This window comes from Kitasatospora sp. NPDC004272, from assembly GCF_053603035.1.
This window is the reverse complement of record NZ_JBSGET010000190.1, coordinates 1-12,802: the sequence shown is the minus strand read 5'-3', so window position 1 is coordinate 12,802 and position 12,802 is coordinate 1. Positions and strand designations below refer to the sequence as shown.

The 12,802-nt window shown below is 75.1% G+C and carries 12 protein-coding genes; 8 read left to right on the top strand and 4 right to left on the bottom strand.

What is annotated here, in order from left to right; all coding sequences use genetic code 11:
- Window positions 1–155: 155 nt before the first annotated feature.
- The 3 genes from ACWEO5_RS35430 to ACWEO5_RS35420 all read left to right on the top strand — a co-directional run bounded on the left by ACWEO5_RS35430 (window position 156) and on the right by ACWEO5_RS35420 (window position 3,223).
- The gene (locus ACWEO5_RS35430) at window positions 156–1,496 is read left to right on the top strand and encodes a cyanophycinase (RefSeq protein WP_452166226.1); all 1,341 of its coding nucleotides are present in this window, start codon (window positions 156–158) and stop codon (window positions 1,494–1,496) included.
- A gap of 129 nt (window positions 1,497–1,625) precedes the next feature.
- The gene (locus ACWEO5_RS35425; protein WP_452166225.1) at window positions 1,626–2,525 is read left to right on the top strand and encodes a MurR/RpiR family transcriptional regulator; all 900 of its coding nucleotides are present in this window, start codon (window positions 1,626–1,628) and stop codon (window positions 2,523–2,525) included.
- 212 nt (window positions 2,526–2,737) lie between these two features.
- Window positions 2,738–3,223 (top strand): DUF427 domain-containing protein, encoded by a 486-nt coding sequence (locus ACWEO5_RS35420; protein WP_452166224.1) that lies wholly within the window; start codon window positions 2,738–2,740, stop codon window positions 3,221–3,223.
- 70 nt (window positions 3,224–3,293) lie between these two features.
- Here ACWEO5_RS35420 and ACWEO5_RS35415 read toward each other — a convergent pair whose 3' ends face one another.
- Window positions 3,294–3,905 (bottom strand): TetR/AcrR family transcriptional regulator, encoded by a 612-nt coding sequence (locus ACWEO5_RS35415; RefSeq protein WP_452166223.1) that lies wholly within the window; start codon window positions 3,903–3,905, stop codon window positions 3,294–3,296.
- A gap of 109 nt (window positions 3,906–4,014) precedes the next feature.
- Between ACWEO5_RS35415 and ACWEO5_RS35410 the strand changes: the two genes are divergently transcribed.
- The gene (locus tag ACWEO5_RS35410; protein ID WP_452166227.1) at window positions 4,015–5,439 is read left to right on the top strand and encodes an amidase; all 1,425 of its coding nucleotides are present in this window, start codon (window positions 4,015–4,017) and stop codon (window positions 5,437–5,439) included.
- Between the two features lie 242 nt (window positions 5,440–5,681).
- On the opposite strand, the gene ACWEO5_RS35405 is transcribed toward ACWEO5_RS35410, so the two are convergent.
- Window positions 5,682–6,605, bottom strand: a complete 924-nt coding sequence (locus ACWEO5_RS35405; RefSeq protein ID WP_452166222.1) for a pirin family protein — start codon at window positions 6,603–6,605, stop codon at window positions 5,682–5,684.
- A 120-nt stretch (window positions 6,606–6,725) separates the two neighbouring features.
- Here ACWEO5_RS35405 and ACWEO5_RS35400 point away from each other — a divergent pair, with 120 nt between their 5' ends.
- From ACWEO5_RS35400 to ACWEO5_RS35390, 3 genes are all read left to right on the top strand, one after another.
- Complete coding sequence (locus tag ACWEO5_RS35400; RefSeq protein WP_344559569.1) at window positions 6,726–7,211, top strand: carboxymuconolactone decarboxylase family protein; 486 nt, start codon at window positions 6,726–6,728, stop codon at window positions 7,209–7,211.
- Window positions 7,212–7,376: 165 nt separating this feature from the next.
- The gene (locus ACWEO5_RS35395) at window positions 7,377–8,606 is read left to right on the top strand and encodes a serine hydrolase domain-containing protein (RefSeq protein WP_452166221.1); all 1,230 of its coding nucleotides are present in this window, start codon (window positions 7,377–7,379) and stop codon (window positions 8,604–8,606) included.
- A 77-nt stretch (window positions 8,607–8,683) separates the two neighbouring features.
- Window positions 8,684–10,225: a hypothetical protein gene (locus ACWEO5_RS35390; protein WP_452166220.1), complete on the top strand. Its 1,542-nt coding sequence runs from the start codon at window positions 8,684–8,686 to the stop codon at window positions 10,223–10,225.
- 134 nt (window positions 10,226–10,359) lie between these two features.
- Here ACWEO5_RS35390 and ACWEO5_RS35385 read toward each other — a convergent pair whose 3' ends face one another.
- Both ACWEO5_RS35385 and ACWEO5_RS35380 read right to left on the bottom strand, forming a co-directional pair.
- On the bottom strand, window positions 10,360–10,902 hold the full coding sequence (locus ACWEO5_RS35385; RefSeq protein ID WP_344559575.1) for a GNAT family N-acetyltransferase: 543 nt from the start codon (window positions 10,900–10,902) through the stop codon (window positions 10,360–10,362).
- Window positions 10,903–11,074: 172 nt separating this feature from the next.
- Window positions 11,075–11,833 carry a serine aminopeptidase domain-containing protein gene (locus ACWEO5_RS35380; protein WP_452166219.1) on the bottom strand — a complete coding sequence of 253 codons (759 nt, stop codon included), beginning with the start codon at window positions 11,831–11,833 and terminating at the stop codon, window positions 11,075–11,077.
- Window positions 11,834–12,239: 406 nt separating this feature from the next.
- Here ACWEO5_RS35380 and ACWEO5_RS35375 point away from each other — a divergent pair.
- The coding region (locus ACWEO5_RS35375; protein WP_452166218.1) for a phosphorylase family protein at window positions 12,240–12,802 on the top strand (563 nt) is incomplete at its 3' end.

Sequence of the window (12,802 nt, the reverse complement as noted above, 5' to 3'; positions counted from 1 at the left end):
TGTTTTTGTTTTTGTTTTTATGTGGTGTGAAATCCCTACCGCCCGGGGGCCCCCCCCCCCCCCGGGGGGCCCCCCCCCCGGGGGGGGCCCCCCCCCCCCCGCCCGCCCCCCCGGCGCCGCACGGTTCCAGAATCCAACGACCACGGAGTTCCCGGATGAACCGACACCTGCGCACCCGCTGCGGGCGCACCGCCCTCGCCCTCGCGGCCGCCCTGACCCTCCTCGCCGCCACCGCCGAGACCGCCACCGCCCGGACCGCCTCCGCCCGGACCGCCTCCGCCCGGACCGCCTCCGACCGCCCGGCCGCGACCGGAGGCACCCTGATCCTGGTCGGCGGCGGCCTGAAGGACGGCAACGCCGAGATCTACGGCGAGATCGTCGCCAAGGCCGGCGGTGCCGGGAAGGCGCGGATCGGCGTGCTGACCGCCGCCTCCGTCCCCGAGAGCCAGGACCCGGACGCCGCCGACCCCGACAGGTGCTCCAACTCCCGCTGCAACGGCCGCTACTACGCCGACCTCTTCGCGCACTACGGCGCCGCCGACGCCGAGTGGATCCCCGTCGACATCGAGCACGTCGACGCCGCCGACTCGGACGCGGTGGTCGCCCAGGTCGAGTCCATGACCGGCTTCTTCTTCGGCGGCGGCGACCAGTACCGCTACGTCACCAGCCTGCTGCACGGCGACGCCCGCACCGACTCCGAGGTCATGGCGGCGATCCGCCGCAAGCTCGCCGCCGGAGCCGTCGTCGCGGGCTCCAGCGCCGGCGCGCAGATCGCCTCCGGACCCGACATGGTCACCGGCGGCGACAGCTACCAGGCGCTGCGCGACGGCAGCACCCCCGGCTACTTCGAGGACCCGACCCGGCTCGGCTACCTCCCGCAGGGCGGCTTCGGCCTCTTCGACGCCGGCCTGCTCGACACCCACACCGGCACCTACGGCCGCGAGGGCCGCGCGATCCGGCTGGCCGCCGACACCGGCCACGACCGGGTGTTCGCCCTCGACGAGGACACCGCGGTCGAGGTCGAGCACGCCGGCACCCGCGGCGAGAGCCTCCGGGTCCTCGGCACCCACGGCGTCTCGGTGTTCGACCTGCGCTCCGCCCGGACCGGCGCCGCCGCCGGGCACTGGACGATCGACCGGGTCCGCTACAGCTACCTCACCGACGGCGACCGCTACGACCCGCGCACCTGGCAGGCGCGGGCCGCGGTGGGCAAGCACCCCCTCACCGCCCCCTCCGACACCCCCGTGCCGCCCAACCACGACGCGTTCTACTCCGCCGCCGACCCGGACGGCACCCCCTACTCCTTCTCCGGGACCGCCCGCGCCCTCGCCGCGACCACCGCCCAGCGCACCGCGACCGCCGGCACCTTCGAGTCCGCCCCCGCCTTCGAGGTGCTCCTGCGCAAGCGCGGCGACACCCGGGCGTGGACCGCGGACGGCACCACCGCGGCCTCCTTCACCGACCTGGAGGTCGGTGTCCACCCGGCCGCCGGCTGATCCCGGCCCCGCCCCGGGGCACCGGACCGTTCCGCGATCTCCGCAGCCCGGCACTTCGCTAGGCTGCGGAGGCACGTGCCGCGCCGCACCACCGGCGACCGCCCGCAGCCCGGTAAGGGGAGCCCGCCCATGCCCACCGTCACGCTCGCCGAGGACATCCGCCAACGACTCGGCGACTGCAGCCCCGCCGAGCGCAAGGTCGGCCGGATCCTGCTCGCCGGGTGGCCGGCCGCCGGGTTCGAGACCATCGCCACCCTCGCCGAGCGCGCCGACGTCAGCGCCCCCACCGTCATCCGGTTCGTCAACCGCCTCGGCTACCGGGGCTTCCCGGACTTCCAGGCGGCCCTGCGCGCCGAACTCGACGAACGCCACGCCTCGCCCGTGACGCTCTACAGCAGCGGCAACTACGGCAGCGGCAACTACGGCAGCGCCGCCACCGACCCCGCGGCCGTCGGGGCCAAGGCCGAGAACCTCCTCGCCCACGGCCGCGAGGTGTTCACCGCGGCGGTCGACCGCACCCTCGCCGAGGTCACCCCGCACGACCTCGACCGGGCCGTCCAGCTCCTCGCCGACCCCAAGCGGCGCATCACCCTGGCCGGCGGCCGCTTCACCAACCTCTTCGCCCAGTACCTCGGGCTGCACCTGATGCAGGTGCGCGACGACGTCCGCTTCCTCCCCGACCGGCCCGTCGAGCGCACCGCGCTGCTCTCCTCGCTCGCCCGCCGCGACGTCCTGGTCGTCTTCGACTACCGCCGCTACGAGCAGGACAAGGTCACCGTCGCCGAACTCGTCCGCGAGGCCGGGGGCCGCGTCGTCCTGTTCACCGACACCTGGCTCTCGCCCGTCAGCACCCACGCCGAGGTCGTCTTCTCCAGCCAGGTCGGTGCCCCCTCGCCGTACGACAGCCTGGTGCCGACGCTGGCCGTGGTCGAGAGCCTGGTCGCCGGACTGATCGCGGAACTCGGCGACCGGGCCCACCGGCACATGCGCCACAACGAGGAGACCGCCGCCCGGGCCGGCCTCACCTGAGGCCCGGAGCGCGGTGACCCTCCAGCGGACGCGGGCGCACCCGTTCCTGCCCGCGAAGCGGAAGGGCCCCGCACCGCGGACCGCCCCGACGGGCCCGCAGACGGTGCACGAACGGTGCGAGTGGACCGCACCGGCGCGGCGGCGGAGCGTGTTTCTCCGTCGAAGGGCGTGCGTCCGCAGGGCGCACGCACGGGAAGCGGATGAGGGAAGACATGACGCAGAGGAACGTACGGGCCGCCGAATCGGTCTGGGACTACCCCCGGCCGCCCGTCGTGGTTCCGGACGACCGGCTCGTGGAGGTGTCCTTCGCCGGGCGGGTGCTCGCCTCCAGCCGACGGGCCCTGCGCGTGCTGGAGACCAGCCACCCGCCGGTGTTCTACCTCCCGCCGGCCGACGTGGCGACCGAGCTGCTCCGACCCGCCGACGGTTCGACCCTCTGCGAGTGGAAGGGACGGGCGCGGTACTGGGACGTCGAGGTCGACGGCCGGTTCTCGGTCCGGGCCGCGTGGAGCTACCCGGATCCGCTGCCCGGGTACCGGGAGCTCGGTGACCGCCTGGCGTTCTACCCGGGCCGGGTGGAGCGCTGCACGGTGGCCGGCGAGGTCGTGCGGCCGCAGCCGGGCGGGTTCTACGGGGGGTGGATCACGGAGGAGATCACCGGCCCGTTCAAGGGCCCGCCCCGGACCGCGGGGTGGTGAGCGGACACGGGCGCGGGCGCGGGACGGCGGCCGGAGGGCGGGTCGGATCGCTCTGCCGGGCGCCGGGACGTCATCCGGGTAGGACGTGCCGCTCCCAGAGGTCGCTCAGGTGCGCGTGCAGGAGGTCCTGCGCCTCCTGCGAGGTGAGGCGGCCGATGAGGACGTGGGTGGTGAGGCCGTCGGCGAGGGCGAGGAGGGTGCGGGCCTCGCGCTGCGGGTCGACGGGCGCGGTGTGTCCGGCGTCCTCGCCGGCTTCCCGGATGAGCCGGGTGAACGTCTGCTGGAGAGCCGCGTAGTTGGCCCGCAGGGTGTCGGCGAGTGGTCTGCTCACCACGGCCTGTGCGACGAAGGCGAGCCAGACCCGTGCCTCGGCGTGGTGTTCCTCCCGGAGCAGCGCGGCTTCGGTGGCCGCGTGGCCCAGGGCGGTGGCGGCTGACTGGGCCGGGCTCCGGACGAGGCGGGCCCGGGCCCGCTCGGTGATCCGTTCGCCGATGTTCCCGAGGGTGAACACGAGCATCTCTTCCTTGCTGCGGAAGCAGCGCTGCACGGCGCCCATCGACACCCGGGCCCGGGCGGCGACGTCGCGCAGGGTCACGCCTTCGAGTCCGTGCTCGTCGGCGAGGAGGCAGACGGCCTCGGCGATGCGGTGGCGCCGGTCCTCGTGGTCAACCTTCCTGGGCATGCCTGGTTCCCTCCGTTGGGCCGGTGCATTATTCGATGCGCTCGTATCGGTTCCCAGGCTACAGTTCCGATGCAAGCGCATCGGAACGTGGACGGGGAGGAACGGAATCATGGGGGATGCCCTGTGGAGGCTGTCGGCCGCGGCGCAGGCGGAGGCCGTGCGCGGTGGGGAGGTCCGCGCCGTCGAGCTGGTCGAGAGCCATCTGGAGCGCATCGCCGAGGTCAACCCGGAGGTGAACGCGGTCACCCAGCTCCTGGCGCGGCGCGCCCGGCGGGCCGCCGAGTGGACGGATCGGCGGCGGGCCGCGGGCGAAGAGCTGGGCCCGCTCGCCGGGGTGCCGTTCACGGTGAAGGAGTCCACGGCCATCGAGGGCGTGCCGACCACGTTCGGCACCCCGCGCTTCCGCGATCTGGTGGCGCCGGCGGACGCGCCGCCGGTGGCCCGGCTGCGTGCGGCCGGGGCGATCCCGATCGGACACAGCAACATGCCCACCCTGATCCTGGCCGGGATGCACACGCGCAGCGAGCTGTTCGGGGACACGGTCAACCCCTGGGCCCGCGGCCGGACTCCCGGTGGATCGAGCGGGGGTGACGCGGTGGCCGTCGCGACGGGCATGGCCGCACTCGGGCTCGGCAACGACTCCGGGGGATCGGTGCGGATTCCGGCCCAGTTCTGCGGTGTGGCCGGGCTGAAGCCGACCACCGGCCGCTTTCCCGCCGACCACCGCATCGTCGGCCCGGACGATCCCGGCCCGGCGTCCCAACTGCTGGTGACCGACGGCCCGTTCGCCCGGACCGTGGGTGATCTGCGACTGGCGTACGAGGTGTTGGCGGGCACCGATCCGCGCGACCCGCGAGCCGTTCCGGTGCCCGCGTACGGCGAGCCCCTGTCCGGGCCGGTGAAGGTCGCGGTCGTGGCGGACCCCGGCGGGCACGGCGTCCACCCCACGGTGCGCGCGGCCATCGCGACCGCGGCCGACGCGCTGCGGGACGCCGGGTACGACGTGTGCGAAGTGCCGGACGTGCCCCGGCTGGACGAAGCCCTCGACGTCTACGGCCGGATCGTCGTGACCGAGTTCGCCCCGACCTGGCCAGTGGTGCGGGGGCTGCTCGGCGAGGGCGGTGACCGCTACATCGGGATGACGATGGAACGGACCCCGCCCGCGAGCGCGGACGAATTCATGAAGCTCATGGGCACCTGGATGAACATCCGCCGATCCTGGGCCGAGTTCCTCGACGACTACCCGCTCCTGCTCGGCCCCTCGTTCACCGAACCGCCCGTCGAACCCGGGCTGGAGTCGCGCGACCGGGCCGGGCGGGACCGCGTCGGATCGGGAATGCGCCTGTGCACCGTGACCAGCTTCGTGGGCGTGCCCGGGGTGGCGGTGCCCACCGGGGTGGCCGACGGGCTGCCGTCCGGAGTGCAGATCGTCGGGCGCGCGTTCCGCGAGGACCTGTGCCTGGCCGCGGCCGAGGCGGTCGAGGAACGGCTCGGAGTGCTCACACCAGTCGACCCGCGCCGGGACGTCCGCTGATTCGCCTGCGTTCTTTTCGAGCATTCAGGGAGGCGCCGATTGCTCGATCGTCGCAGTGCAGGAAAAGTAGCTCTGCGCGCGGTCGAGAAGTTGCAGGCTCGATCGCCCGTGCGTCGGCCAAGACCGCCCTTGAGGTGCTTGCCGACGACGTTCGTCGGTGCCGGAGCCCTGGTCGGAGGCGGCCGTGGAGCGCCCGTCCCGCTCTGGTGGAGGTGACCGCCCCGACCATGGGTTTCCGCAGGTCAGTGCCGGTTTCCGCGCGCCTTGAGGGCGACGTTCGGCAGCTCCGGGGCGGGCAGGCGGTCGCCGGGGTAGCCGTGGACTTCGCCGAAGCGGTCCCCCTTCTCCCAGTCGAGCCGGGCCTGGAGGATCTCCTCGCCGGTGCGGCCGATGAAGTTCCACCACATGACGATCTCCTCGCCGAAGGGCGGCCCGCCGAGCAGGATCAGGCGGGCCGGTGTGGGGGAGGTGTTGGTGAGGGTGAGGGTGGTGCGGCCGGGCGGGAGGTGGCCGAGGTCGGCGGGGTGCAGGGGGGTGCCGGCGAAGAGGACGTCGCCCTGGTCGACCAGGAGGCCGTGTTCGAAGGCGGGGTCGACGTCCAGGGTGGTGGTGCCGGCGGGGAGGGTGAGTTCGGCGCCGAGCAGGGGGGTGAAGGTGGGGACGGGGGAGGTGTCGCCGGCCAGGGTGCCGAGGAAGACCCGGGCCTCGCCGCCGCCGGGGAGCGGGACGGGGGCGGGGACGTGGTGGTGGAAGTCGCGGGCGGTGTGCCGGTGGGCGTCGGGGAGGGCGACCCAGAGCTGGACGCCGTGCAGGACGGTGGTGGCGGCGGTGGAGGTCTCGGAGTGCGCGATGCCCTGGCCGGCCGTCATCAGGTTGAGTTCGCCGGGGCGGACGAAGGCGTGCACGCCGAGGCTGTCGCGGTGCTCGATCTCGCCGCTGAACAGCCAGCTGACGGTCTGCAGGCCGGTGTGCGGGTGCGGGGCGACGTCCATGCCGCCGCTGGTGGCGACGTCGTCGGGCCCGTAGTGGTCGACGAAGCACCAGGCGCCGATCAGGGTGCGTTCGCGCTGGGGGAGGGTGCGCCGGACGGTCATCGCGCGCGGGCCGCCGAGCGGGACGTCGCGCGGGGGCAGGACTTCGGCCGGGCCGTTCTCGGTGGTGCTCATCGGGGTGCTCCCTCCCATGTCGCCGTGGATCGGCGCACACGTCCAACAAATCGTTTCATCTTCAACTATCATGGAACGGAGCGTCCGACAAACACCAGTGCGCAGCGGAGGAGAGTCCAGGTGTCCGAGGTGACCGAGACGGCGGCCCCGACGGGGCGGGTCTACGTCGACAAGCAGACCCCGCAGGCGTTCCGCGCCCTGCTGGGCACCGCCGAGGCCGTCCGGCAGGCGGCCGCCGACGCAGGGCTCGACCGGCGGCTGGTCGAGTTGGTCAACCTGCGGGTCTCGCAACTCAACGGCTGCGCCTACTGCCTGGACGTGCACACCAAGGCCGCGTTGAAGGAGGGCGAGGGCGTGCAGCGGCTCGGCGTGCTGGCCGCCTGGCGGGACGCCGCCGTGTTCGACGCCCGCGAGCGCGCCGCCCTCGCGCTGGCCGAGGCGACCACCCACCCGTCCGACGCCGCCGCGCAGGAGGCGGCGTACGCGCAGGCCCGGCAGGTGTTCGACGAGGGGCAGATCTCGGCGGTGATCTGGGTGGCGATCGCCATCAACGCGTTCAACCGGGTGTCGATCCTGAGCAAGCACCCGGTCCGCCCGGCCCGCTGACGGGACGTCGGCGGCAGCTGCTCCGCCTGCTGACGGCTCCGTCAGCAGGCGGGGCGGCCGCCCGCCGCACGGGTGGAAACGCGGGGTCCGGCGGACGGGCGGGGCGCGGCGGGGGCGTCCGGGTGGTGACCTGTCCGGAACAGGTCCACCCCCCTCCCGGAAGAGATGCCCGTCATGCGCCGTCCCCGCGCCCGGCGACTCGCCGTCGCCCTGCTCGCCCTGAGTGCCCTCGCCCCCGCCGTCCCGGCCGCCGCCGACTCCGGCGCCCCGTTCGCCCGCCCGGCCGTGCAGCCCGCGCACCGCCCCGTGCACCAACTCGCGGACGAGGACTGCCCGCTGGACCCGGCGCTCGCGGCCCGGCTGGACGCGGCGATCGCCGACGTACGGGAACGCACCGGCACGCCCGGTGTGATCGTCGGACTGTGGATGCCCGGGCGCGGCACGTACGTCCACGCGGACGGCGTCGCCGACAAGGCCACCGGGCAGCCGATGACGGCCAACCTGAACATGCGGATCGGCAGCGAGACCAAGACCTTCACCGTCACCGCCGTGCTCGAACTCGTCGACCGCGGCCTGGTCGGCCTCGACGACCCGATCGCCAAGTACCTCGACGGCGTCCCCGACGGGGAGCACATCACGATCCGCCAACTCGCCGAGATGCGCAGCGGCCTGTACTCCTACACCTTCGACGACGACTTCGTGCACGCCCTGCTCAGCGACCCGAACCGGCCCTTCACCCCGCGGGAACTGCTCTCCTACGCGTTCAAGCACGCCAACGTCTTCCCGCCCGGCACCGACTACCAGTACTCGAACACCAACACCGTCCTGCTCGGCCTGCTGGTCGAGAAGCTCGGCCGGATGCCGCTGCGCGACTTCATCCACCGCAACGTCACCGAGCCCGCCCACCTGAACCGCACGCTCTTCCCGCGCGCCGCCGAACTGCCCCGCCCCTACGCGCACGGCTACACCGACCAGACGCTGGACGGCTCCACCGCCGACGCCACCCACTGGAACCCGTCCTGGGGCTGGGCGGCCGGCGCGATGATCTCCGACCTGCACGACCTGCACCACTGGGCGAAGACCCTGGCCACCGGCACCCTGCTCAGCCCCGCCACCCAGGCCGAGCGGGAGAAGTTCCTGCCCGTCCCCGGCTTCGGCGACGGCGCCGGCTACGGGCTCGGCCTGTTCCGGGTCGGCGGCTGGGTCGGCCACAACGGCTCGCTGCCCGGGTACGAGAGCGTCACCGTCTACCTGCCCGAGCAGGACGCCAGCCTGGTGATCCTGCTGAACACCGACATCATTCACGAGGGCAACGAGCCCTCCACCCTGTTCGCCGAGGCGATCACCTCGATCGCCACCCCCGGACACGTGTACGAGCTGCCCGCCGAGAAATAACCCCAGGTCGGGAACCCCGCCCCGCCCCCCGTACGTCCCTCCCGTCGTCCTGGAAGACGACGGGGGAGGGCCCGGACATGCGGGAGATCGGACCGTACCGGGTGCTGCGCGCACCCGGTGACGGCGGCGGTGACAGTGCTGCCGGCGGGGGCGGCGCGGGAGGGGCCCGGCTGTGCCGCGCCGCCGACGGGCTGCTGGTGACCGTCGAGGAACCGCACCCCGCACCGGACCGGGACGCCGCCGCCCGCCACCGCTTCGCCCGGCGGGCCCGGGCAGCCCGGCGGATCCGCGGGCCCTGGACCGTCCCCGTGCTGGACGCCGACCCCGACGCCGAACGCCCCTGGCTGGCCACCGCGCACGTCCCCGCGCCGGACCTCGCCGAACTGCTGTGCGCCACCGGCCCGCTGCCCGTCGCCACCGTCCGCCGCCTGGGCGCCGACCTCGCCGCGGCCCTGGCCGCCGGACACGAAGCCGGACTGGTCCACGGCGGCCTCGAACCCCGCCGGGTGCTCGTCACCGTGCACGGCCCGCGACTGACCGGCTTCGGCCTCCGCACCGCTCCGGACGCCGGCCGGGCGGACCTGGACGGCGACCACACGGGTCCGGACGGCGACCGGGCGGATCGGGACGCCGACCTCGCGGGTCCGGACGGCGGCCGGGCGGATCGGGACGCCGACCTCGCGGGTCCGGACGGCGACCACGGCCCCCTCGGGTACGAGTCGCCCGAGCAGATCGAACGGCCCGCCGAGATCGGCCCGCCCGGCGACGTGTTCGCGCTCGGCGCGCTGCTCGCCACCGCCGCCCAGGGCCGCCACCCCTGGACGGGCCGTCCCCGGACGGGAATCGCGGGAACGGGGGGCGCGGGAACGGGAATCGCGGGAACGGCGGACGCGAGAACGGAGGGCGCCCCCGGCCCGGAGGAGGTCCGAGCCGTCCGGCGGCGCACCACCGACGGGCGGCCCGACCTCGCCGACGTCCCCGGGGCGCTGCTGCCCGCCCTCGCTCGCTGCCTCGACCCCGATCCGGCGCTGCGCCCGACGCCCGGTCAGCTGCTCGTCCTGCTCGGCCCCGACGACCGGTCCGCACCCTGGCTGCCGCCCGCCGGGCTCGCCCGCGCCGCCCGGTACGCGGCCGACCTGCCGACCCCCGAACAGGCCGGGCCGGTGCACCTGCACCCGACGGTCGACCGGCACCCGGAGGCGCTCGACCTGGCCGCCCGCCGGGCCGCCGCCGAACAGCTCCCGCCCGGTCCCGCCCGCGAAGCCTTCGCCGAACTCCTCCCCGTCGCAGAGGAGTTGTACGGCTCCGACCACCCCGACCCGCTCGACCTGCGGTTCGCCCACGCCACCTGCGTCGGCGACACCGGCGCGCCCGGGGAGGCCGCCGACCTGCTCGCCGAACTGGCCGGGCACACCGCCCGGGCGCTCGGCCCCGACACCCCCGAGGCGTTCCGCCAGCGCATCGCACTCGTCCACCGCACCGCCGAGAGCGGCGACCGCGCCGCCGCCCTGCGGCAACTCGACGCCCTGCGCGAGGACACCGCCGCCCGCTTCGGCGCGGACCACGGACGGCTGGCCGCCATCGCCCGCACCCGCAGCCGGGTGGAGGAGCGGTACTGACCCGTCTGGCCGGTCGCATCCGCAGCCCGTGGTGCCCGCAGCCCGACGTGCGGAACGGAGCCGACGCGCCGTCAGCTCCGTTCAGCTCCGTTCAGGACCGCTCCGACCGCTCCGGCCGCTGCGGGGAGGGGAGGTCAGGGCCGGTTGTCGGGCAGGTCGGCCGGGCGGATCCGGTACACCTGGAGGTTCAGGTCGTAGTACTTGGTGGTCTCGCCGACCCAGCGCATCCCCAGCCGCTTCGCCACCGCGTGCGCCCGGTCGTTCTTGGGGCGGGCCACCGCGAAGACCTCCTCGATGTCCTGGGTGAACACCCAGCGCAGCAGCGCCAGGCCCGCCTCCGTCGCGTAGCCCTGGCCCCAGGCCCGGGGGGAGAGCTGCCAGGTGATCTCCAGGTCCTCGTCGTAGGGCGGCAGCGGACGGATCCCCAGGCCGCCGATCACCTTGCCGTCCTCGCGGCGCTCCACCGCCCACCGCCCGCGCGGCGGCAGCAGCCCGGCCTGCTCCCGTTCCCAGCGCTGCAGCACCGAACGCATCGCCTCGGCGTCGGCGACCTGGTCCATCACGGGCGTCAGCCAGCGGGCGACGTCCGTGGAGCCGTACACGGCCAGCGCGTCCTCGGCGTCGTCCGGTGTCCAGTCCCGGACGACGAGCCGGTCAGTGGTCAGGCTGATCCCCATGGGCGGGTCCTCCCTCAGTCGATTGGCGGACGTCTCCCTCCACCGGAGTGTGCGCCCCCTACCCGCCCGGGGCGAGCCGGAAGCCCGATCCGCACCAGCTGTCACCGGATGGTCACCCGCCCGTCGCCCGGTGCGCCCCGGCGGAGCCGCGGGCGGAACCGGGGCGCACCGGTCAGTGGCGGTCGCCGAGCGGAATGCGCAGGCCCTCCGGGTCCCGGCCGCGCAGCGCCAGGGCGGCGCCGACCTCCTCCGGCAGCGCGCCCAGGCCCAGCAGGGCCAGCGCCAGGCCGGCGGCGGCGCGGTGCCAGTCACCGGCCCGCCGCACCAGGGTGTGACCGCTGCCCAGCACCCGGTAACCGGCCACGTGGGCGCCGTGGTCGCGGGCCCGCAGCGCAAACAGGTCGGTGTCAGCGGGCGGGGTCACCTTGTCCCGGTCGCCGTGCAGCATCAGCACCGAGCGGCCCCGCAGGTGCTCGGTCGGCTCGTCCCGGGGGCACCACGGTGCCAGCGCGACCACGCCCCGCACGCACGGGTGGGCCGCCGCCCGCAGGGCCGCCCGGCCGCCCATCGAGTGCCCGATCAACACCGTCGGCACCGGCCCCAACCGCTCGACCAGGTCGGACAGCGCCGCCTCCGCGTCACGGGCCGCGTCCGCCCGGTCACCGTTCCAGCCCCGGCACCTGTAGCGCACCGTGCCCACCGCCAGTGACCGGCCGTCCGCCGCCCCCGCGACGCGCCGCACCGCCCGCGCGAACGGCAGCATCCGCAGCCCCGGCAGGTTCAGCACCGGTGGCGGCTGCGCCCCGAGCTCCCGGCCGCCGTGCAGCACCAGCACCGCCGCGTCCGGCGCGGGCGGCAGCGCCCGCCAGGCCAGCGGCCGGTGCGCCCCCACCACCTCGCCCTCCGCGTGCACCGCGACCCGACCGCCCATCGCACCGTCCCCTGCCGTAGTCGTCCTCGTCCGCACCCGTCCGCGGCGGTCGTTACGCACCCACCGCCCCGGGCCCACCGGCTGGAGCTGCCACTGTACGCGGACAGTGCCACCGGGCGGCCCGTCCGGACGGCCCGCCCCGGGCCCGCCCGGGCAGGCTGCGGCGGACGGCCCGACGGGCCGCGCGGGAGGGCCCGCGCCGGACGGTGGCGGCACACCGCGACGGCCGGTGCGCACCAGCGGAGCTGACTGCTCGTAAGGTGGGAGCGTGCCCGCGGCGCGCGGCCGGACCGGTCCGCCCCGCGCCGGACCCGCGCACCGCGGCCCCGAACCACCAGCCCGACGCCCGCCAGCCCGCTGGACCGGGCAACGGGGCCGCGACCGACCGCCAGAGCCGAGGAGAGCCATGGCCGACGTCCACCCGCCCCGTACCGACGGCACCCCGACCGCTGAGCTCGGTGTGATCGGTGGTTCGGGTCTGTACGCGTTGCTCGACGAGGTCGTCGAGGTGCACGTGGAGACGCCGTACGGGCCGCCGTCGGATGCGTTGTTCGTCGGTGAGGTGGCGGGTCGGCGGGTGGCGTTCTTGCCCCGGCACGGCCGGGGGCACCGTCTGCCGCCGCACCGGATCAACTACCGGGCCAACTTGTGGGCGCTGCACGCGCTGGGGGTGCGTCAGGTGCTCGGGCCGTGCGCGGTGGGCGGTCTGCGTCCCGAGTACGGGCCGGGGGCGCTGCTGGTGCCGGACCAGTTCGTGGACCGCACGTCGGGGCGGGTGCAGACGTACTACGACGGGCGGGTCCTGCCGGACGGGTCGGTGCCGGAGGTGGTGCACGTCTCGATGGCCGATCCCTACTGTCCGGACGGTCGGGGCGCCGTTCTGGCCGCGGCCCGGGACCTGGCGTGGGAGCCGGTGGACGGCGGCACCCTGGTGGTGATCGAGGGGCCGCGCTTCTCCACCCGGGCGGA

Excerpts from the sequence above, each read along its gene's own strand:
- ACWEO5_RS35430 (WP_452166226.1), top strand. The coding sequence starts at position 156 with ATGAACCGACACCTGCGCACCCGCTGCGGGCGCACCGCCCTCGCCCTC.
- ACWEO5_RS35425 (WP_452166225.1), top strand. The coding sequence starts at position 1,626 with ATGCCCACCGTCACGCTCGCCGAGGACATCCGCCAACGACTCGGCGAC.
- ACWEO5_RS35420 (WP_452166224.1), top strand. The coding sequence starts at position 2,738 with ATGACGCAGAGGAACGTACGGGCCGCCGAATCGGTCTGGGACTACCCC.
- ACWEO5_RS35415 (WP_452166223.1), bottom strand. The coding sequence starts at position 3,905 with ATGCCCAGGAAGGTTGACCACGAGGACCGGCGCCACCGCATCGCCGAG.
- ACWEO5_RS35410 (WP_452166227.1), top strand. The coding sequence starts at position 4,015 with ATGGGGGATGCCCTGTGGAGGCTGTCGGCCGCGGCGCAGGCGGAGGCC.
- ACWEO5_RS35405 (WP_452166222.1), bottom strand. The coding sequence starts at position 6,605 with ATGAGCACCACCGAGAACGGCCCGGCCGAAGTCCTGCCCCCGCGCGAC.
- ACWEO5_RS35395 (WP_452166221.1), top strand. The coding sequence starts at position 7,377 with ATGCCCGTCATGCGCCGTCCCCGCGCCCGGCGACTCGCCGTCGCCCTG.
- ACWEO5_RS35390 (WP_452166220.1), top strand. The coding sequence starts at position 8,684 with ATGCGGGAGATCGGACCGTACCGGGTGCTGCGCGCACCCGGTGACGGC.
- ACWEO5_RS35385 (WP_344559575.1), bottom strand. The coding sequence starts at position 10,902 with ATGGGGATCAGCCTGACCACTGACCGGCTCGTCGTCCGGGACTGGACA.
- ACWEO5_RS35380 (WP_452166219.1), bottom strand. The coding sequence starts at position 11,833 with ATGGGCGGTCGGGTCGCGGTGCACGCGGAGGGCGAGGTGGTGGGGGCG.